Here is a 20,307-nt window from a genome sequence, read left to right as displayed (position 1 = left end):
TCAAGTTGTATATTGTTCGTATTGACCCATGAATGATATGCCAGTGTCATCCGCTAGCGCGGTAACTCTTTCCGTTAGGAACACTTGATACATGTCTTGCCTGCTCTTTGAGCAGGCTTTTTTTTACCTAAAATTCAGTGTTCTGCATCCTTGCCTCTGATTGACTGTTATTAAGGGCGTTGTCGAGTATAATCGGCGCGCGATATCCCAGTAAACTGAGTGATATTACTACCCTATACAATGACTTACTATTCAAGGAACCTTGTTCCATGTTAGAAAAACTATTCAAATTAAAAGCACATCAAACCAGTTTGAAGCAAGAAGTGGTGGCCGGATTAACCACTTTTTTAACCATGGCCTACATCATTTTCGTTAACCCTATGATGCTTGCCGATGCAGGGATGGATCACGGCGCAGTATTTGTGGCCACCTGTCTTGCGGCCGCCATTGGCTGTTTAATTATGGGCATAGTGGCTAATTACCCTATCGCATTAGCACCTGGCATGGGACTCAATGCCTTTTTTACCTACACAGTTGTCGGTGAAATGGGTTACAGCTGGGAAACAGCACTAGGTGCAGTGTTCCTGTCTGGGGTCTGTTTTCTGGTGTTATCTTTAGTCAAAATTCGCGAGTGGATTGTTAACAGTATTCCTATGTCGCTACGTTTAGGTATTGCGGCGGGCATAGGCCTGTTTTTGGCGTTAATTGGGCTAAAGAGTGCCGGTATTGTGGTGGCGAACCCCGCGACCTTGGTCAGTATGGGGGATATGACGGCATTTCCAGCTGTGATGGCGGTGCTGGGCTTTTTTCTTATCATCGCCATGGTGCATCACGGCATGAAATCGGCCGTTATCGTCAGTATTCTGGCTATTACCGTGCTGGGCGTATTATTTGGCGATGTGCAATATAATGGCCTGATGGCGATGCCACCTTCTATTGCACCGACCTTTATGAAAATGGACCTCTCTAGTGTCCTAGAGATAAGCATGCTCTCGGTGGTATTTGCCTTATTGTTTGTCGATCTGTTCGATACCTCTGGCACCTTAGTGGCTGTTGCTCATCGTGGTGGGTTTCTGGATGATAAAGGCCGCTTGCCTAGATTGAACCGCGCGCTGACTGCCGACAGCACAGCGACCATTGCTGGTGCCATGTTAGGCACCTCAACAACCACAAGTTACATTGAAAGTACCGCAGGTGTCAGTGCCGGTGGCCGCACTGGACTCACCGCCGTGGTGGTTGGGATACTGTTTTTATTATCGCTGTTTATTTCGCCGCTGGCCGGTATGGTGCCAGCCTACGCCACCGCAGGCACTTTGTTTTATGTGGCTATCTTAATGATGTCGGGCCTAATGCATGTTGATTGGGATGACTTAACCGAAGCGGCTCCTGTAGTGGTGGTATGTATCTTAATGCCGCTGACTTTCTCGATTGCAACGGGGATAGCCATGGGGTTTGTTGCCTATGCGGCGATTAAGTTATTGAGTGGTCGTTATAAAGATTTGAGCTTAGGGGTGGCGGTATTAGCCGTTCTATTTTTAGCTAAGTTTATCTACGGCTAATGTTAGCTATTAATGGCGTGGGTGTTATTTAACGGCATTTAAGCACGCAATGGTGATAGGTTAACTCGCTTATTTACCGCAATGTCATTAAGGGTCATACACAGTATGGCTCTTTTTATTGGGTTATTGGGGCTAATTTATCCATGTCGATATAGCGCTAAACTTTTATCTTGTTCACTACCATTTTTGCAAGGGATTGGGTATAACCTTAACTTCGGTTTTTTCTTCCCCTATAAAAATGAACTTAAGTGAGATTGGTTACCGCCGTGTGGTGGTGAAATTGGGTACCAGTGTGCTGACATCTGGCTCTAGACAGTTAGATAAGGCACATATGGTTGAGCTGGCACGCCAGATGGCAAGCTTAATGAAGTCAGGCGTTGAAGTGGTATTGTGTACTTCGGGTGCCATAGCCGCTGGGCGCGAACATTTAGGTTACCCCAGCCTGCCCGATACAGTGGCCAATAAGCAACTATTGGCCGCAGTGGGGCAGGGACAACTTATTCTGGCGTGGTCACAACTGTTTAGTATTTATGGGTTGCATGTCGGGCAGATGTTGCTGACCCGCGCCGATCTGCATGACAGAGAACGCTATCTCAATGCCAGAGACTCGCTTAATGCATTATTAGCCAATGGCATCATTCCTATCATTAATGAAAATGATGCGGTGGCGACCAACGAGATAAAAGTGGGCGATAACGATAATTTATCGGCTCGGGCGGCGCTATTGTGTGATGCTGATCTTTTGATTTTATTAACCGACCAAAAAGGGTTGTTCGATGCCGATCCTCGCGCTAATCCTGATGCCAAGTTGATTAAACAGGTGGTTAATATTGATGACAGTTTACGTCGGCTTGCAGGCGGAGCCGTGTCTGGTTTAGGAACGGGCGGCATGGCGACCAAGTTGCAGGCCGCCGATATTGCGCGCCGCGCCGGTATTGAAGTGGTCATCGCGTCAGGGCACAGACCAAGGGTTATCCAAGATGCGGTCTGTAAAGAGGCGGTCGGAACGCACTTTACCGCGCTAGAAAACCCACTTGAAAGCCGTAAACAATGGATCTTAGCTGGGCCTGCCACTAAGGGAAAATTAGTGCTCGACAGTGGCGCGATTGTGGCCGTCACCCAAAAAGGGCGTAGTTTACTGTCAAAAGGCATTGTCAGTGTTAGTGGTCAATTTGAACGTGGCGCGACCTTGCAGCTGGTGGACGAAGTGGGGCGTGAATATGCGCGGGGTATGAGTCGTTACAGCGCCAAGGATCTGCTGGCCATTGCCGGCAGACACTCTGAGGAAATTGATTCTATCCTTGGCTACGATTATGGCGCTGCCGTTGTGCATCGTAACGATATGGTGGTGCTGTAAAGGTACGCCATATTAATATCAATAACAGCTGAGATAACTTGAGGAGTAAGGGTGTGTTCGAACATCATCAAGCCTATTTGCAGGCACTGGGTCAGCAAGCAAAACAGGCAAGCTATGCACTGGCTAATCTCAGTGGCGAGCAGAAACAACAGCTATTAAGCGCCATCGCCGCCACATTGACCGCCCATAGTGACACCATTCTCGCGGCTAATCGGCAGGATGTGGTTAATGCGCGCGCAAGCGGTCTGAGCGATGCGATGATCGATCGTTTGCTGCTCGATAAGGCCCGGCTTAATAATGTCATTGCCGATATCGACAATGTGATACGCCTTGCCGATCCTGTGGGGACCGAGTTAGAAAGTCAGTTGCTCGATAACGGGCTGCGTTTGTCGCGTCGCCGTGTGCCATTAGGGGTCGTTGGGGTGATTTACGAGGCGCGGCCAAATGTCACCGTCGATATTGCGGTGCTGGCCCTCAAGACAGGCAATGCGGTCATTTTACGCGGTGGCAAGGAAACCTTGCAGTCGAATGTGGCGCTCAGTGATGCGATTCGTGAGGCCATAACCGCGCAAGGTTTACCTGCCGATGCGGTGCAGTTGATCCAAAGTGCCGATCGCGCCTTAGTGACAGGGCTATTAAAGCTCGACCGTTACATCGACATGATAGTGCCCCGTGGCGGCCAACATCTGCAGCGCTTATGCGCCGAGCAAGCGACTATCCCGGTGATATTGGGCGGGATCGGCATTTGCCATCTGTATGCCGATAAAGAGGTCGACATCGATAAAGCGATAGCGGTGATTGCCAACGCCAAGGTGCAGCGTCCAACTGTGTGTAATGCACTGGATACCGCGTTAGTGCATCGAGACATTGCCGCCCAGTTACTGCCTAAATTGTATCGTCAATTGGCTGACTTAGGCGTGAGCTTTTATGCCTGTCCACAGGCCAAAGCCTTGGCTGATGGCTTTGCGGTTGATATACATGATGCCACTGAGGAGAGCTATGCTCAGGAGTGGTTGGCACTCACATTAGGTATTAAGGTGGTCGATGATATTGACGCCGCCATTGCCCATATTCGTCAATATTCTAGTGGCCACTCGGAGGGAATATTAACTGACAATATCCACGCTGCGGCCTACTTTGTTAATCAGGTCGACGCCTCAGCGGTATACGTGAATGCGAGTACGCGCTTTACCGATGGTGGCCAATTTGGCCTTGGCGCCGAGGTGGCGGTGTCGACGCAGAAATTGCATGCGCGTGGCCCTATGGGGCTTGAAGCCTTAACCACGTATAAGTGGATTGGGGTTGGAGAGTATACCGCCCGTCGCTAATGGCGTTGACCGTTGACCTAAGTGCCGTTGACCACTACAAAGTCAAAGCCTGTAAAATTAACGCAGCTTAAAGAGAAAGCAGTTACCCTAAATTGCTTTCTCTTTTTTTATGTTTCGACGCTTTGCTGATGGGAGCTTAGTACAAGCACTTAAATCAAGCTTAACAAGCTGATTTAAATGGCTAATAGATAGCTTCGACGGGGGAAGCGCCTGTTATAACCCAGGTGAAACGGGCGCCTTGGGCGGGCGGCGTTTTAGCTGTGGTAGCAGTTGCTGCAGTGCCAATGCCGATAAAATTAATCCAAGGCCGATGAAGGTCGAGCGGGTTATGGTTTCTTGTAATATCCAAGCGATAAAGCCTACAGATAATACTGGTGTGATAAACACTAGTGTGCTCATGCTGGCAGTGCGATCGGCTTTTTTCAGAGCCACTAACCACAGCACAAAAGTGACCCCCATCTCAAATAATCCCACATAAACCGCAGCGCCAAAGGCGTTGGTGTTCCAGGTGGGCAGCGATTCTGTCAGTAGCAGAGTGACGACAATAAAGGGCAAGCCCATTAAGAAGCTGAGTAGCAGGCTAACCACTGGGTCGCCACTGTCTTTGGTGTTGATTATCCAATAAAGGCACCAGAGTACTGTGCTGGTCAATGCGAGCATGACCCCAGCTGCGCTATCAAAGTGGATATCGGTAATATGGCCGTCTGTTGCGATGATGAACACCCCAAGATAGGCGATAAGCGCCGCGGTGAGATCGCTTTTGCGTAGCTTTTGTTTGAGCAGTGGCACAGATAATAGCGGTAGCAAAATGGCCCAAGTGTAATTGAGCGACAGCGCTTGCTGCGCCGGTAACAGATCATAGGCCTTAAACAGCACTAAATAATAGAGAAACGGATTGAGCAGCCCACTTTGTAGATAAAACCAAGGGCGGCTCATCCATTGGCGTTGAATTAGGTGAAGCTTGCCCATAATTAATAAGATAATCGTCAGTGCCACAATGGAGCTGGAGACGGCAATAAACACCAATTGCAACGGCGTAAAGTGGCTTAAGGCTAATTTAAATGCGGTGGCGACGGTCGACCATAATAGTACGGCCCCTATGGCATACAAATAGGCTTGGCTCGATGATTTCACTGATTTATCTCACTAACTGAAAATAGCTCACGGTAGGATTATCGTAGGCTGTCGAGGGTGGTTAATTGTTTACATTATACCCATCAAATGGCGGGTGAACTGGCTTTCAGCCAAAAAAATGTTCAATTAAGTTAATTTTTATATTTTTAACCCTTGTAATCATCTCTGGTGGCCCAATATAGGGTGTTAAGGAAAGATATTGGTTTGGATAGTAAGGCTTGAAAATCACGACGCCTATCCCCATATCTGAATCAGATGACAAATTTAGCATTCGTTAAAAGTTTTTATTGGAGGACTCCATGGGTAAAATTATTGGTATCGATTTAGGTACAACCAACTCTTGTGTTGCAGTATTAGATGGTGGCAAGGCTCGCGTAATTGAAAACGCAGAGGGCGATCGCACGACTCCCTCAATCATCGCTTACACAGGTGAAGAAGTATTAGTGGGTCAGCCAGCTAAGCGCCAAGCGGTAACAAACCCAAAGAACACCTTCTTTGCGATTAAGCGTCTTATTGGTCGTCGTTTTAAAGATGACGAAGTACAGCGCGATGTAGACATCATGCCATTTAAGATCATCGGTGCTGACAACGGTGATGCATGGGTTGAAGCGCACGGTAAGAAAATGGCGCCACCACAAGTGTCTGCAGAAATTCTGAAAAAGATGAAGAAGACTGCCGAAGACTTTTTAGGTGAGCCAGTAACAGAAGCGGTAATTACCGTTCCAGCATACTTTAACGACTCACAGCGTCAAGCGACTAAAGATGCTGGTCGCATCGCGGGTCTTGAAGTTAAACGTATTATTAACGAACCAACTGCTGCGGCATTGGCTTACGGTATCGATAAGAAGCAAGGCGATAACGTTGTTGCTGTGTACGACTTAGGTGGTGGTACATTCGATATCTCTATCATCGAAATCGACAGCGTAGATGGCGAGCAAACATTCGAAGTACTGGCCACAAACGGTGACACTCACTTAGGTGGTGAAGATTTTGACAACCGTCTAATCAACTACCTAGCTGATGAGTTCAAGAAAGAGCAGTCAATCGATCTACGTAACGATCCGCTAGCAATGCAGCGTCTAAAAGAAGCTGCTGAAAAAGCGAAGATTGAACTTTCTAGCACCACACAGACTGAAGTTAACTTGCCTTACATTACGGCAGATGCGACAGGTCCTAAGCACTTAGTGGTTAAGGTTACTCGCGCTAAACTTGAGTCATTGGTTGAAGATTTGATCGCTCGTACACTTGAGCCTCTAAAAGTGGCTTTGGCTGATGCTGATCTATCAGTATCGGATGTAAACGAAGTGATTTTGGTTGGTGGTCAGACTCGTATGCCTAAAGTACGCGCAGAAGTTTCTGCCTTCTTTGGTAAAGAGATCCGCCAAGACGTTAACCCAGACGAAGCGGTAGCTATCGGTGCAGCAGTTCAAGCTGGTGTACTTTCTGGTGACGTAAAAGACGTACTATTGCTAGACGTTACACCACTTTCTCTTGGTATCGAAACCATGGGTAGTGTAATGACTAAGCTAATTGAGAAGAACACGACTATCCCAACTAAGGCGAGTCAAACCTTCTCTACAGCAGATGACAACCAAAGTGCGGTGACGATTCACGTACTTCAAGGTGAGCGTAAGCAGTCAAGTGCCAACAAGTCTCTAGGTCAATTTAACCTAGAAGGTATCGAGCCTGCACCACGCGGTATGCCACAAATTGAAGTGGCGTTCGATATCGATGCTGATGGTATCTTGCATGTGTCTGCGACTGACAAGAAGACAGGTAAAGCACAGGCTATCACCATTAAAGCCTCTTCTGGTCTAAGTGAAGAAGAAGTTGAAGCTATGGTTCGTGATGCTGAAGCACACGCAGACGAAGATGCTAAATTCGAAGCGCTTGTAACCGCCCGTAACCAAGCCGATGGCATGGTACATGCGACCAAGAAGCAGATCGAAGAAGCAGGTGATGCGCTACCAAGTGAAGACAAAGAGAAAATTGAAGCTGCGATGGCCGATGTTGATGCCGCCAGTAAAGGTAACGACAAAGAAGCTATCGAGAAAGCGACTCAAGCACTGATGGAAGCATCTGCTAAGTTGATGGAAATTGCTCAAGCTAAGGCGCAAGCAAGCCAAGGCGAACAAGCTGAAAAATCAACTGATTCGTCTGCTGATGATGTTGTCGATGCTGAGTTCGAAGAAGTTAAAGACGACAAAAAATAATTCAGGCTTAGCCTAAATTATTTTCAGCGGGCGTTATGGGGAAACTCTAACGCCCGTTCGTACAACTCTAGCGCAGAAAGTATAAGACTATGTCAAAGCGAGATTATTACGAAGTATTAGGCGTGGGTCGTGACGCCAGCGAACGAGAGATTAAAAAGGCTTATAAGCGGCTAGCCATGAAGTTTCACCCAGATCGTAATCCGGGTGACAAAGAGGCTGAAACCCGCTTTAAAGAGGTAAAAGAAGCCTACGAAATCCTAACCGACAGCGATAAGAAAGCCGCCTATGATCAGTTTGGTCATGCGGGCGTCGATCCTAATCGTGGTGGCGGCGGATTCGGCGGCGGTGCCGATTTCGGTGATGTGTTCGGCGATGTGTTTGGCGATATCTTTGGTGGTGGCCGTCGTGGTGGTCAGCGTCAAGCAGCGCGCGGTAGTGACTTACGTTACAACCTCGAACTGTCCCTTGAAGAAGCGGTCAGGGGCTTAACCAAAGAACTACGCATTCCTACCCTTGCAGCATGTGATGCGTGTGATGGTAGTGGCGCGAAAAGAGGCTCATCGCCAACCACATGTGGCACCTGTCATGGCCAAGGCCAAGTGCAGATGCGCCAAGGTTTCTTTGCCGTACAGCAAGCCTGTCCGACATGTCATGGTCGTGGCAAGATCATTAAAGATCCTTGCAACAAGTGTCATGGCGAAGGTCGCGTCGAGAAGAGTAAAACCCTGTCAGTTAAAATCCCAGCTGGGGTGGATACTGGCGATCGCATTCGTCTCTCTGGCGAAGGTGAAGCGGGCGAGTTTGGCGCACCAGCAGGTGACTTATATGTTCAAGTCACGGTGCGAGAACATGCTATTTTCGTGCGTGATGGCAACAACCTGTACTGTGAAGTGCCTATCTCATTTAGCACAGCAGCCCTGGGCGGTGAGATTGAAGTGCCCACCCTTGATGGTAAGGTGAGCCTTAAGATCCCAGCCGAGACACAAACAGGACGTATGTTCCGTTTACGCGGCAAAGGGGTGAAGTCGGTTCGCAGCCATGCAGTGGGTGACCTACTGTGTAAAGTTGTGATGGAAACACCAGTCAACTTAAGCGAAAAGCAAAAAGAGTTACTGCGTGATTTTGACAAAACACTGACGGGGTCGGCAAAAAAGCACAGCCCTAAAGCTGAAGGCTTTTTCGATGGTGTGAAAAAGTTCTTTCAAGACTTAAATAGTTAATGCTAAGCGTTAACATCTAAAAAAACCTCGCAATGCGAGGTTTTTTTATGGCCTACTCTCGCTAATATATGCTGCAACGGCTCAACTTTACTCGACATTATCACAAACGATTAAGCCCGTAGCCTCTAGCTCCTTTAGCCATGATATCGAGGCACTATTATGACGAAAGATTGTTGTGATTAGGGCGAGTATTATGATGATAGAGTATCCGTTGCATTTTGTGGCATAGTTGCTGGCTGGTGGCCCCTAAAGGAATTGATGATGAAACAGATGATAACAGTGGTAATACTAGTCATATTAGCCGGCTGCGCGACAAATCAGTCGCCCACAGGGCGATCGCAAACCTTGCTGTTTTCGGCGCAGCAGATGGATCAAATGGGTGCCGAATCATTTGAGCAGATGAAACAGCAACAAGCCTTAAGTAAAGATAAGCAACGTATCGCCTATGTTCGCTGCGTCGCCTCTCGCATTACCGCGGTATTGCCTGTCGGACAACCCAAATGGGAGGTGGTGCTATTTGAGTCTGAGCAGATAAACGCCTTTGCATTGCCTGGTGGCCATATTGGGGTGTATACCGGCTTGCTCAAAGTGGCGACGAATCAAGATCAGCTTGCAACCGTTATTGGGCATGAGGTGGCACATGTGCTAGCCAATCACAGTAATGAGCAAGTCTCTCGGGCGCAGATGACAGGGGTTGGCATGCAACTGGCGAATGCGGCACTGGATGTCAGCGGGGTGAGCAATCGCGACCTTTATATGGCGGCGCTGGGTTTGGGTGCCCAAGTGGGCTTTGTACTGCCCTATGGTCGAGAGCAAGAAAGTGAGGCCGATATTATGGGCGTTGAGTTAATGGCTCGGGCGGGGTTCGACCCCAGTCAAAGCATTAAACTGTGGCAAAATATGGCCAAGGCGGGGGGCAGCCAAGGCCCCGAGTTGCTCTCGACACACCCGTCCCACGGACGTCGTATTGCCGATTTACAGCAGATGCAACCTAAGGTGATGCCCTTATATCAGGCAAGCCAAGCTAAGGTAAAAAATAGCTGTGACTAATTGGCTATTCGCGAGTTTTTTGTTGCATAGTATGGTAGGATCCGCCGCGAAATTAATTGAATAAATGAGAGTATTATCATTATGTCTGACAAGTTCACCACAATTGAACAGCATGCCAGCTACGGTGTCGGTCGCCAACTAGGCGAGCAATTAGCGGCAAACTCTTTTGAAGGTATTGATATTTCAGCTGTACAAGTTGGTCTATCTGATGCGTTTGACGGTAAAGAGAGTGCGGTTTCTATGCAAGATCTTCAAACTGCCTTCACTGAAATTAGTCAGCGTATTCAGAAGGTACAAGAAGCTGCAGCAGCAGCTGCGTCTGCTGAAGGTGATACTTTCCTTGCGCAAAACCAACAACGTGAAGGTGTCGTGACCCTAGAGTCTGGTCTGCAGTATGAGATCATTACCGAAGGTAATGGTGATAAGCCTGCTTATGATTCTACTGTTCGTACTCACTACCATGGTACTTTTATCGGTGGTGACGTATTTGACAGCTCAGTATTACGTGATCAACCTGCCGAGTTCCCAGTGTCTGGCGTGATTGCCGGTTGGACCGAAGCACTACAACTTATGCCTGTTGGGTCTAAGTGGAAGCTGTATGTTCCGCATCACCTAGCTTACGGCGAGCGTGGTGCTGGTGCATCAATCCCGCCATACTCGGCGTTAGTGTTTGAAGTTGAGTTGCTCGATATACTTTAATAAAAAAGCCTAAGCGATTGCTTAGGCTTTTTTTTGTATTGTATTTAAAGCGAGTTTTGTGGTCTATTGGACATAATAATAAACCGTAAAACAGCGCAATATAGATCGAAGGGAGAAGTAGATGACAGAGCAAGTAAGAGTCGCTATTACTGGTGGCAGCGGCCGAATGGGTCGAACTCTTATTGAATCGGCCAAACTGAGTAGCAATATCTTTTTAGGTGCTGCGATTGAGCGTGCTGGCTCGACACTGATAGGTGTCGATGCGGGTGAGCTTGCTGGTGTCGGGGCGATGAATGTGGCGATCACCGATTCGCTTGATCAAGCTGTCGATGACTTTGATATTTTGATCGACTTCACTTCTCCTGAAGCCAGCGTGGTACATACCGATTGGTGTGCACGCAATGGTAAGGGTATCGTTATCGGTACCACAGGCTTTAACCATGCTCAAAAAGAGCTGATTGCTGCATATGGCGAAACCACGCCTATCGTGATGGCGCCCAATATGTCTGTTGGGGTGAATCTGATGTGGCGTTTGTTGGAATTAGCCGCCGAGGTGATGGGCGACTATACCGATATCGAGATCATCGAAGGTCATCACAGATACAAGAAGGATGCGCCTTCTGGTACAGCGCTTAAGATGGGCGAGGTGATTGCTGATGTGCTAGGCCGCGATCTTGAAAAATGTGCCGTTTATGGCCGAGAGGGCATAATGGAAGAGCGTTCGCGCGAGACCATAGGTTTCTCAACGATCCGTGCTGGCGATTTAGTCGGTGAGCACACGGCGATGTTTGCCGACATCGGTGAGTGTTTGGAGATCACCCATAAAGCATCCAGTAGAATGACCTTTGCCAATGGTGCTATGCGCGCCGCATTTTGGCTTGGCGATCAAGATCCGGGTCTTTATGACATGCAACAGGTGTTAGGCCTGAAAGATTAGTATTTAATAAAAAACGCCCATATGGCGTTTTTTTTTGAAATAAACTACCAGCTACCTATAGACGAGTTGCTACTTGACCTATAGAATTGACGGAATTTGTCAAAATTTCGTATTTCAGCGGAAATTGGTATTTTAAAAGCAAGATAAAACCCTATTATACAATGGCTTGGCTCTTTTCGGAGGTCGCGTTGACAAAGTCTGCCTTACTCGTACTCGAAGATGGAACCGTATTCTCTGGCACTGCAATTGGTGCTGATGGACTGGCAGTTGGAGAAGTCGTTTTTAACACTTCAATGACTGGTTACCAAGAGATTCTTACTGATCCATCCTATTCTCGTCAAATTGTAACTTTAACCTACCCACACATTGGTAACACAGGAACCAATAGTGAGGATACCGAATCAGATGCTGTGCATGCATGCGGATTAGTCATTAGAGATTTACCACTAATGGCCAGTAACTTCAGAAATCAGCAATCCCTCAGTGATTATCTTAAAGCCAATAATGTTGTCGGCATAGCTGATATTGATACGCGTAAACTGACGCGTATTTTAAGGGAAAAAGGCGCGCAGGCTGGCGCTATCGTTGTCGGTGATATGGATGAAGCCAAAGCCCTAGCTGCCGCTAAAGCCTTTCCCGGATTAAAAGGCATGGATTTAGCCAAAGAAGTGACCACTGACACGCAATATCAGTGGCGCAGTGGCAGTTGGCGGCTGGTCGGCGGTCTGCCGGATGACACACCAGAAGCAGAACTAAAATTTAAAGTCGTTGCTTATGACTATGGTGTGAAGCGCAATATTTTACGTATGTTAGTCGACCGCGGTTGTGATGTGACTGTGGTTCCCGCCCAAACGCCTGCTAGCGAAGTGTTAGCGATGAATCCTGATGGGGTGTTTTTATCCAATGGCCCAGGGGATCCAGAGCCATGCGATTACGCCATTAGCGCGATTCAAGATATCTTAAAAACCGACGTTCCTGTATTTGGTATCTGTTTAGGGCATCAATTACTGGCGCTAGCATCCGGTGCTAAAACCTTAAAGATGAAGTTTGGTCACCATGGTGCTAACCATCCCGTGAGCAACATCGAACTCGGCAACGTGATGATCACCAGCCAAAACCACGGCTTTGCTGCTGATGAAGCGAGCCTACCCGATAATATCAGAGTGACGCATAAGTCGTTATTTGATGGTTCGTTGCAAGGTATCCATCTTACCGATAAGCCTGCCTTTAGCTTTCAGGGGCACCCTGAAGCGAGTCCAGGTCCACATGATGCGGCCCCCTTGTTTGATCACTTTATTGAGTTGATTGAACAATATCGTCACCACGCTAAGTAGTCCGGGAGAAGGTTTCAGTAATGCCAAAACGTACAGATATAAAAAGTATTCTAATCTTAGGTGCCGGCCCGATTGTGATTGGGCAAGCGTGTGAGTTCGATTACTCGGGCGCTCAGGCCTGTAAAGCACTTCGTGAAGAGGGTTACCGAGTTATTTTGGTTAACTCGAATCCTGCCACTATCATGACCGACCCTGAAATGGCCGATGCGACCTATATCGAGCCGATTCAGTGGGAAGTGGTGCGCAATATTATTGCCAAAGAGCGTCCAGACGCCATTTTGCCTACCATGGGTGGTCAAACCGCACTTAACTGTGCACTGCGCCTAGAAAGCGAAGGTGTATTGAGTGAATTTAATGTCGAGATGATTGGCGCGACAGCCGATGCTATCGACAAAGCGGAAGATCGCAGCCGCTTCGATGAGGCAATGAAGGCTATCGGTCTTGAATGTCCGCGTGCCGGTATCGCCCGTAGCATGGAGGACGCTTATGGCGTGCTCGATGAGGTCGGTTTCCCTTGTATTATTCGTCCCTCATTTACCATGGGTGGCAGCGGCGGCGGTATCGCCTATAACAAGGAAGAGTTCGAAGAGATCTGTTCGCAAGGACTAGACCTTTCACCAACCAATGAATTGCTTATCGATGAGTCGTTAATTGGCTGGAAAGAATATGAAATGGAAGTGGTTCGTGACCGCAACGATAACTGTATTATCGTGTGTTCAATCGAAAACTTCGATCCGATGGGCGTGCATACGGGGGACTCTATTACAGTGGCTCCGGCGCAAACGTTAACGGATAAAGAGTATCAGTTGATGCGTAATGCATCACTTGCGGTACTGCGTGAAATTGGCGTTGAAACCGGTGGCTCAAATGTGCAGTTTGGTATCAACCCTAAAGATGGCCGTATGGTGATCATCGAGATGAACCCTCGGGTGTCTCGCTCATCGGCATTGGCATCTAAAGCCACAGGTTTCCCCATTGCTAAAATCGCCGCAAAACTTGCCGTTGGTTTTACCCTAGATGAACTAAGCAACGACATTACTGGTGGCGCGACTCCAGCCTCATTTGAGCCTGCAATCGATTACGTTGTCACTAAAGTGCCGCGTTTTAACTTCGAAAAATTTGCCGGTGCCAATGACCGTTTAACTACCCAGATGAAGTCCGTGGGTGAAGTGATGGCGATTGGCCGTACTTTCCAAGAGTCGCTGCAAAAAGCGCTGCGTGGATTAGAAGTGGGCGTTAATGGTCTAGACACTATCATCGATATTCAAGATAAGGATGCCTTGTCTCGTATTCGACATGAGTTAAAAGAGCCTGGTGCAGACCGTATTTGGTATATTGGCGATGCATTTCGCGCGGGATTGAGCTTAGAAGAAATTTTTAAGCTGACCAATATCGATCCTTGGTTCCTTATTCAAATTGAAGAGCTACTGACGCTAGAGATGCAAGTCAAAGAACTCGGTATGTCGGGCATGGATAAGGATTTCTTATACAAGCTCAAGCGTAAAGGGTTTGCCGATTCTCGCCTTGCCGTGCTGTTAGGTGTCAGTGAAGCCGAGATGCGTAAATTGCGCTATCGCCATGAGATCTATCCCGTGTACAAGCGCGTCGATACTTGTGCCGCAGAGTTCTCAACCGATACGGCCTACATGTACTCTACCTACGAGGAAGAGTGCGAGGCTAACCCATCAGATCGTGAAAAAATCATGGTGATTGGTGGTGGGCCAAACCGTATTGGTCAAGGGATTGAGTTTGATTACTGTTGTGTTCACGCCGCATTAGCACTGCGTGAAGACGGTTATGAAACCATTATGGTCAACTGTAACCCAGAGACAGTATCAACCGATTATGACACCTCTGACAGGCTGTATTTCGAATCGATAACCCTTGAAGATGTGCTTGAAATAGTGCGTATCGAAAAGCCCAAAGGGGTGATTGTCCAGTATGGTGGCCAAACGCCACTTAAGTTGGCTCGTGATTTAGAAGCCGCTGGGGTTCCTATTATTGGTACCAGCCCTGATGCCATCGACAGAGCCGAAGACCGCGAACGTTTCCAGCAAGCGATTGAACGCCTTGAGATGAAACAGCCTGAAAATGATACCGTAACCACGGTTGAAGGCGCGGTGATTTCCGCCGAGCGTATCGGCTATCCGCTCGTGGTACGTCCATCCTATGTACTGGGTGGGCGCGCAATGGAAATTGTTTATGACGAGCAGGATTTGCGTCGCTACTTTAATGAAGCGGTTAGCGTGTCTAATGCCTCGCCTGTGCTGCTAGACCGTTTCCTTGACAACGCGATTGAAGTGGATATCGACGCTATTTGCGACGGTGAAATCGTGGTGGTTGGTGCGATTATGGAGCATATCGAGCAAGCGGGAGTTCACTCTGGTGACTCGGGTTGTTCACTGCCACCATACACCCTAAGCCAAGCGATTCAAGCTGAAATGCGCGAGCAGGTTGGCAAGCTAGCAATGGAGCTGGGTGTGGTCGGCCTGATGAATGTGCAGTTTGCGGTGCAAGATAACAACATCTACATGATTGAGGTTAACCCTCGCGCAGCACGTACCGTGCCATTCGTCTCTAAGGCGACGGGTGTGCCGTTAGCTAAGATTGCCGCGCGCGTGATGGCGGGCCAATCACTAACATCGCAAGGCTTTACTCAAGAAGTGATTCCGCCTTTCTACTCAGTGAAAGAAGTGGTATTGCCGTTCAATAAATTCCCCGGTGTCGATCCTCTGCTTGGCCCAGAAATGCGCTCAACAGGTGAAGTGATGGGCGTGGGTGATACGTTTGCCGAAGCTTACGCTAAAGCACAGCTTGGTGCGACATCGGAAGTGCCTAAGTCTGGTCGTGCGTTATTATCTGTGCGTAACAGCGACAAGAATCGTGTTGCCGATTTAGCGGCTAAATTGATTGAACTTGGCTATGAAATTGATGCCACTCACGGTACTGCTGTGGTGCTGGGCGAGGCAGGGATCAACCCTCGCTTAGTTAACAAGGTACACGAAGGTCGTCCTCATATTCTTGATCGCATTAAGAACGATGAATACACCTACATAGTGAACACCACCGAAGGTCGCCAAGCGATTGAAGACTCACGTCAACTTCGCCGCGGTGCATTGCGTTATAAGGTTAACTACACCACGACATTGAACGCGGCTTTTGCCACGTGCATGGCGCACGCTGCAGATGACCGTACCAATGTGACGTCGGTGCAAGAGTTGCACCAGCGTATTACTGGTTAAGGCGTTATTGAGCTAAGAAAAGGCCGCGATAGCGGCCTTTTTCATGGGGTTATTTTACAATGATGACCCTTGTGGCTCTTGCTGTTTCGTCATAGTTTGCCTACATTCACGCTGTGCAGCCCCTGCTATATGTTCAGCTAGGCGGAGTAAAAAACACCGTTCTTATGGGCTTACGACTAACTGAGCGTGATTCAATAGCATCTAGTGGCATCACGGTATAGAATAGGGGTATTCCATGCGTTATTTTGCTTAGTCAGTGGCCTAAACTTGGGTCAGGCTGGCTAGGATGCTTTTGTTTTTAAGGAGACGATCGTTCCTATGAATAAGGTTCCGATGACTGTAGTTGGCGCTGAACAACTACGTAAAGAGTTAGATTTTTTAAAGTTTGATAAGCGTCCTAAGATTGCTGAAGCGATCGGCATTGCCAGAGAGCTGGGTGATTTGAAAGAAAATGCTGAATACCATGCGGCCCGCGAAGAGCAAGGTTTGTGTGAAGCGCGTGTACGTGACATCGAAGGTAAACTGTCTAATGCACAGATCATCGATGTGACTAAGATGGAAAATACTGGTCGAGTGATTTTTGGGACGACAGTGACTATCTTAAATATCGATACCGAAGAAGAGTTCACCTATCGCATTGTGGGTGAAGATGAAGCCAACATTAAACAAAATTTGTTGTCGGTTAGTTCACCTATCGCCCGTGGTTTGATAGGTAAAAACGTCAATGATGAAATCTCAATCACCACGCCGGGTGGCACTAGTGATTTTGAAATCATCAAAGTTGAATATATCTAGTCGACAAGGTGATACAAAAAAGCCGCTAATTAATAGCGGCTTTTTTATTAAGCAAAATGAATTTACTTTGCTCTAGGAATGGCAATCTTCATTTCTGGAGATTGACGGAAAAGGACCAATACGTGACCGATAAGCTGAACTTTTTCAGCTTGTGTTTCGCGTACGATGGCGTCAACGACTGCATTTTTTAGCTCTCTGTCTCCAGAGGCTACTTTCACTTTGATTAATTCATGATGAGAGAGTGCATTATCAATTTCAGCCAGTACACCTTCAGTCAGACCATTGGAACCAAGCTGTACAACAGGCTTTAAGTTATGTGCTAAGCCTTTTAAGTGCTGTTTTTGTTTGGTTGTTAAGTTCATTTCTACCAACTTTATGCTGAGTTACTGTTGAAAAAACGCTATTCTACCCTCATATAGCCTTTGTGTAACTCATATTTGTTACGGATTTTAAATGTCAGGTAAAAAACGAACAGCAAGTTCCTCTCGCTGGATGCAGGAACATTTCGATGATCACTATGTTAAATTATCGCAAAAACGGGGCTTACGTTCGCGTGCCGCGTTTAAACTTGAAGAAATTCAGCAGAAAGATAAATTAATCCGCCCAGGAATGACTGTGGTTGATTTAGGAGCTGCACCAGGAGGTTGGTCGCAAATCGCGGTTAAACTGGCTGGTGATAAGGGTAAAGTCATCGCCTGTGACATTTTACCTATGGACCCTATCGTTGGGGTCGATTTTTTACAAGGAGACTTTCGAGAAGATAAAGTGCTCGAGGCCTTACTTGAACGTGTCGGTGATGCTAAAGTTGATGTCGTGCTATCTGATATGGCGCCCAATATGAGTGGTACAGGCGGCGTCGATCAGCCGCGGGCCATGTATTTGGTCGAACTTGCATTAGATATGTGTCATCAAGTGTTGGCACCAAATGGCAGTTTCGCGGTCAAAGTCTTTCAGGGGGAGGGCTTTGACGATTATATGAAAACGGTTAAAGAAGCATTTACAACCGTTAAAACACGTAAGCCAGACTCTTCGCGACCGCGTTCGCGTGAAGTCTATCTTGTGGCGACAGGATACAAGTTGTAGTAACCTAACGTCAGTAACCGCAAGACTGTATGAGGTCTAGTAATTTTGAGTGATATGGCAAAAAATTTAATTCTCTGGGTTGTCATCGCCGTAGTGTTGATGTCAGTGTTTCAGGGCTACTCCCCCTCTTCATCAAATTCGTTGAAGATGGATTATTCAACATTCTTGGACGATGTGCGTGCCGGACAGGTTAATACTGTTGAGATCAAAAGTGATCAGCGTACTATCGAAGGGACTAAAAAAACCGGCGAGAAATTTACCACTATTATGCCGATGTATGACCAAGATCTGATTAATGATCTTGATCGCAAAGGGGTGATAATGAAGGGGCAAGAAGCGGAAGAATCTGGCTTCTTAACTCAGATATTTATCTCTTGGTTCCCTATGTTACTGCTCATCGGGGTATGGATTTTCTTCATGCGCCAGATGCAAGGCGGTGGCGGTAAGGGCGCGATGTCATTTGGTAAGAGTAAAGCCAAATTGATGAGTGAAGATCAGATTAAGACGACGTTTGGCGATGTTGCAGGTTGTGACGAAGCCAAAGAAGACGTTAAAGAGCTGGTCGATTACCTTAGAGAGCCCACTAAATTCCAAAAGCTAGGCGGTCGCATTCCAACAGGTGTTTTACTTGTCGGTCCTCCAGGTACAGGTAAAACATTACTGGCTAAAGCGATTGCTGGTGAGGCTAAAGTCCCCTTCTTTACTATTTCGGGTTCTGATTTCGTAGAGATGTTTGTGGGTGTCGGTGCATCACGTGTACGTGACATGTTTGAACAGGCTAAAAAGTCAGCGCCTTGTATCATCTTTATCGATGAGATTGATGCCGTTGGTCGCCAGCGCGGCGCGGGTGTCGGTGGTGGGCATGATGAGCGTGAGCAAACACTAAACCAGATGTTGGTTGAAATGGACGGTTTCGAGGGTAACGAAGGTATTATTGTTATTGCGGCGACTAACCGCCCAGATGTGCTCGATGCTGCACTGCTGCGTCCAGGTCGTTTTGACCGTCAGGTGGTCGTAGGCTTACCTGATGTACGTGGTCGTGAGCAAATTCTTAAAGTGCATATGCGTAAAGTGCCTCTGGCTGACGATGTTAAAGCCAGCGTGATTGCCCGTGGTACACCTGGTTTCTCAGGTGCTGATCTGGCTAACTTGGTGAACGAAGCGGCATTGTTTGCTGCCCGTAATAATCGCCGAGTGGTGGGCATGGAAGAGTTTGAAAGTGCCAAAGATAAAATCATGATGGGCGCTGAGCGTCGCACTATGGTGATGTCGGAAGAAGAGAAAGAGATGACTGCTTACCATGAAGCAGGCCACGCGATTGTGGGTTGTTTAGTGCCTGAGCATGATCCTGTGCACAAGGTGACTATCATTCCACGTGGCCGTGCGTTAGGTGTGACTTTCTTCTTGCCAGAAGCCGATGCCATAAGTCAGAGCCGCAGAAAGCTTGAAAGTCAGATTTCGGTCGCCTACGGCGGACGTCTTGCTGAAGAGTTGATTTATGGTAGTGAGCGAGTTTCTACTGGTGCATCGCAAGACATTAAGTATGCAACGTCTATCGCTCGTAACATGGTGACTCAGTGGGGGTTCTCAGAAAAGTTGGGGCCTGTACTGTATGCTGAAGATGAGAACGAAGTGTTCTTAGGTCGCAGCATGGGTAAATCGCAACATATGTCAGATGAGACCGCAAAAATCATCGATGATGAAGTCAAGATGCTGATCGATTCTAATTACGACAGAGCTAAAAAATTCTTGACTGATAACATGGACATTCTTCATGCCATGAAAGATGCGTTAATGAAGTATGAAACCATTGATTCGGCTCAAATAGAAGATCTAATGGCACGTCGTGAAGTGCGTCAGCCTGCCGATTGGAACTTGGATGAGAATGGTAGCAATGGTGGTGATAAAGGTGGCAAAAAGTCCGCCAGTGACACCAATACCGCGACAGGTGATGCTAGCTCTTCAGATGTCCAAAATGATGCGGTAACGCCAAAGGATGTGACTGATCAAGGTGACGTTAAAGATGGTGATGAGTCTCCTGTGACCAAATAAGTTAGCCTATTAATATATATCGCTACTAAAAGAGAACCCCGTAAGGGGTTTTCTTGTTTTAAGGCATAATGTGAGAAACCTTTTTGAGATAGGTTTGTTAGCCAGCAGTTAAGCAGACTGTTTTGAGTATGAGGCTATTGGCATTTGCTAGATGCCACATTGAAATTCAATTTATTTTTTAGCGATATTTCAATTTTTTATGCTTGAGGTGCAACTTATTGAGCCTTATTGACAGTACAGGTTAATATTGCTCAGCGTAAAATAGTCATAATGTCGAGGATCCTCTTTTGCAATTAGTTAGTAG

General features: G+C 47.4%; 15 protein-coding genes. 13 read left to right on the top strand and 2 right to left on the bottom strand.

Annotated features, from left to right (window positions below; translation table 11 throughout):
- Positions 1-269 precede the first annotated feature (269 nt).
- From DVO77_RS10605 to DVO77_RS10595, 3 genes are all read left to right on the top strand, one after another.
- Positions 270-1,559 carry an NCS2 family permease gene (locus DVO77_RS10605; protein ID WP_119978330.1) on the top strand — a complete coding sequence of 430 codons (1,290 nt, stop codon included), beginning with the start codon at positions 270-272 and terminating at the stop codon, positions 1,557-1,559.
- A gap of 238 nt (positions 1,560-1,797) precedes the next feature.
- Positions 1,798-2,916, top strand: a complete 1,119-nt coding sequence (gene proB / locus DVO77_RS10600) for a glutamate 5-kinase (protein ID WP_119978329.1) — start codon at positions 1,798-1,800, stop codon at positions 2,914-2,916.
- A gap of 53 nt (positions 2,917-2,969) precedes the next feature.
- Entirely contained in the window at positions 2,970-4,244 is a 1,275-nt protein-coding gene (locus DVO77_RS10595; RefSeq protein ID WP_119978328.1) for a glutamate-5-semialdehyde dehydrogenase, read from the top strand.
- 213 nt (positions 4,245-4,457) lie between these two features.
- On the opposite strand, the gene DVO77_RS10590 is transcribed toward DVO77_RS10595, so the two are convergent.
- On the bottom strand, positions 4,458-5,378 hold the full coding sequence (locus DVO77_RS10590) for a DMT family transporter (protein ID WP_110458255.1): 921 nt from the start codon (positions 5,376-5,378) through the stop codon (positions 4,458-4,460).
- 299 nt (positions 5,379-5,677) lie between these two features.
- Here DVO77_RS10590 and dnaK point away from each other — a divergent pair, with 299 nt between their 5' ends.
- The 8 genes from dnaK (at position 5,678) to greA (ending at position 16,868) form a co-directional block, all read left to right on the top strand.
- Positions 5,678-7,591, top strand: a complete 1,914-nt coding sequence (gene dnaK / locus DVO77_RS10585) for a molecular chaperone DnaK (RefSeq protein WP_119978327.1) — start codon at positions 5,678-5,680, stop codon at positions 7,589-7,591.
- Positions 7,592-7,680: 89 nt separating this feature from the next.
- Positions 7,681-8,811 carry a molecular chaperone DnaJ gene (gene dnaJ, locus DVO77_RS10580; RefSeq protein ID WP_110458253.1) on the top strand — a complete coding sequence of 377 codons (1,131 nt, stop codon included), beginning with the start codon at positions 7,681-7,683 and terminating at the stop codon, positions 8,809-8,811.
- A 258-nt stretch (positions 8,812-9,069) separates the two neighbouring features.
- On the top strand, positions 9,070-9,861 hold the full coding sequence (locus DVO77_RS10575; RefSeq protein WP_373317373.1) for a M48 family metallopeptidase: 792 nt from the start codon (positions 9,070-9,072) through the stop codon (positions 9,859-9,861).
- Positions 9,862-9,942: 81 nt separating this feature from the next.
- Complete coding sequence (gene bamJ / locus DVO77_RS10570) at positions 9,943-10,560, top strand: BamJ family beta-barrel-assembly machinery protein (protein WP_110458251.1); 618 nt, start codon at positions 9,943-9,945, stop codon at positions 10,558-10,560.
- A 121-nt stretch (positions 10,561-10,681) separates the two neighbouring features.
- Positions 10,682-11,497, top strand: coding sequence for a 4-hydroxy-tetrahydrodipicolinate reductase (gene dapB / locus DVO77_RS10565; RefSeq protein ID WP_119978325.1), 816 nt, complete (start codon positions 10,682-10,684; stop codon positions 11,495-11,497).
- Positions 11,498-11,658: 161 nt separating this feature from the next.
- Positions 11,659-12,831, top strand: a complete 1,173-nt coding sequence (carA, locus tag DVO77_RS10560; protein WP_119978324.1) for a glutamine-hydrolyzing carbamoyl-phosphate synthase small subunit — start codon at positions 11,659-11,661, stop codon at positions 12,829-12,831.
- Between the two features lie 20 nt (positions 12,832-12,851).
- Positions 12,852-16,073, top strand: a complete 3,222-nt coding sequence (gene carB, locus DVO77_RS10555; RefSeq protein ID WP_119978323.1) for a carbamoyl-phosphate synthase large subunit — start codon at positions 12,852-12,854, stop codon at positions 16,071-16,073.
- A gap of 318 nt (positions 16,074-16,391) precedes the next feature.
- Positions 16,392-16,868: a transcription elongation factor GreA gene (gene greA, locus DVO77_RS10550; protein WP_110458247.1), complete on the top strand. Its 477-nt coding sequence runs from the start codon at positions 16,392-16,394 to the stop codon at positions 16,866-16,868.
- Positions 16,869-16,930: 62 nt separating this feature from the next.
- Here greA and yhbY read toward each other — a convergent pair whose 3' ends face one another.
- Complete coding sequence (yhbY, locus tag DVO77_RS10545; protein ID WP_110458246.1) at positions 16,931-17,230, bottom strand: ribosome assembly RNA-binding protein YhbY; 300 nt, start codon at positions 17,228-17,230, stop codon at positions 16,931-16,933.
- Between the two features lie 91 nt (positions 17,231-17,321).
- Here yhbY and rlmE point away from each other — a divergent pair, with 91 nt between their 5' ends.
- Complete coding sequence (rlmE, locus tag DVO77_RS10540) at positions 17,322-17,951, top strand: 23S rRNA (uridine(2552)-2'-O)-methyltransferase RlmE (protein ID WP_110458245.1); 630 nt, start codon at positions 17,322-17,324, stop codon at positions 17,949-17,951.
- Positions 17,952-18,005: 54 nt separating this feature from the next.
- On the top strand, positions 18,006-20,003 hold the full coding sequence (gene ftsH, locus DVO77_RS10535; protein WP_249038152.1) for an ATP-dependent zinc metalloprotease FtsH: 1,998 nt from the start codon (positions 18,006-18,008) through the stop codon (positions 20,001-20,003).
- Positions 20,004-20,307 lie beyond the last annotated feature (304 nt).

Source organism: Shewanella algidipiscicola (genome assembly GCF_003605125.1).
Classification (GTDB): Bacteria; Pseudomonadota; Gammaproteobacteria; order Enterobacterales; family Shewanellaceae; genus Shewanella; species Shewanella algidipiscicola.
The sequence above is the reverse complement of the archived record's forward strand: the minus strand, read 5'-3'. Positions and strand labels throughout refer to the sequence as shown.

What these genes read in the sequence shown, in the direction of transcription:
- DVO77_RS10605 (WP_119978330.1), top strand. Translation starts at nt 270, where the DNA reads ATGTTAGAAAAACTATTCAAATTAAAAGCACATCAAACCAGTTTGAAG.
- proB (WP_119978329.1), top strand. Translation starts at nt 1,798, where the DNA reads ATGAACTTAAGTGAGATTGGTTACCGCCGTGTGGTGGTGAAATTGGGT.
- dnaK (WP_119978327.1), top strand. Translation starts at nt 5,678, where the DNA reads ATGGGTAAAATTATTGGTATCGATTTAGGTACAACCAACTCTTGTGTT.
- dnaJ (WP_110458253.1), top strand. Translation starts at nt 7,681, where the DNA reads ATGTCAAAGCGAGATTATTACGAAGTATTAGGCGTGGGTCGTGACGCC.
- DVO77_RS10575 (WP_373317373.1), top strand. Translation starts at nt 9,070, where the DNA reads ATGATGAAACAGATGATAACAGTGGTAATACTAGTCATATTAGCCGGC.
- bamJ (WP_110458251.1), top strand. Translation starts at nt 9,943, where the DNA reads ATGTCTGACAAGTTCACCACAATTGAACAGCATGCCAGCTACGGTGTC.
- dapB (WP_119978325.1), top strand. Translation starts at nt 10,682, where the DNA reads ATGACAGAGCAAGTAAGAGTCGCTATTACTGGTGGCAGCGGCCGAATG.
- carA (WP_119978324.1), top strand. Translation starts at nt 11,659, where the DNA reads ATGGCTTGGCTCTTTTCGGAGGTCGCGTTGACAAAGTCTGCCTTACTC.
- carB (WP_119978323.1), top strand. Translation starts at nt 12,852, where the DNA reads ATGCCAAAACGTACAGATATAAAAAGTATTCTAATCTTAGGTGCCGGC.
- greA (WP_110458247.1), top strand. Translation starts at nt 16,392, where the DNA reads ATGAATAAGGTTCCGATGACTGTAGTTGGCGCTGAACAACTACGTAAA.
- yhbY (WP_110458246.1), bottom strand. Translation starts at nt 17,230, where the DNA reads ATGAACTTAACAACCAAACAAAAACAGCACTTAAAAGGCTTAGCACAT.
- rlmE (WP_110458245.1), top strand. Translation starts at nt 17,322, where the DNA reads ATGTCAGGTAAAAAACGAACAGCAAGTTCCTCTCGCTGGATGCAGGAA.
- ftsH (WP_249038152.1), top strand. Translation starts at nt 18,006, where the DNA reads ATGGCAAAAAATTTAATTCTCTGGGTTGTCATCGCCGTAGTGTTGATG.